This is a genomic window from Serratia sp. ASV30 (assembly GCF_016428815.1).
Classification (GTDB): Bacteria; Pseudomonadota; Gammaproteobacteria; order Enterobacterales; family Enterobacteriaceae; genus Chania; species Chania fonticola_C.
On the sequence record NZ_JAELTL010000207.1, the window covers coordinates 1 to 425 of the forward strand.

Here is a 425-nt window from a genome sequence, read left to right on the forward strand (position 1 = left end):
CCCCCCCCCCCCCCCCCCCCCCACCTCTACCCCCAGTTGGCATCGTCGGCAGCGTCAGATGTGTATAAGAGACAGTGACAGCTCATTAATTTTTATAGTGAAGTTGCCAATATGACCAGTTAGTTTAAAATATACTTTTCGATGAATGATTCGATGACATTTCCACGCAATTCGATTAAGCGCGAGAAGCAAATAATTTTACTAACCAAACACTTAATGCCAACTTTTAACGTCAGGTTGTTACGTTCAATACTTTAAGTGAAAACTGGCCTTTAGTATTATAGCCATGACTGGAAACAAGGGCAGGTTCACTACGGGGGCAATCAACATTAACATTGGCCATAAGCAGACCTTAGAGCATCAAATTAAACCAATTGGAGTCATTACCGTAAAATTCAATATGGTGAATATTTCTGCTGGCTTAT

Annotated in this window: 1 pseudogene; it reads right to left on the minus strand. The window is 41.4% G+C overall.

The annotated features are described in order from the left end of the window. Window positions 1-119 precede the first annotated feature (119 nt). Window positions 120-251: pseudogene (locus JHD74_RS27160) on the minus strand (IS1 family transposase); the annotation flags it as partial. Window positions 252-425: the final 174 nt, after the last annotated feature.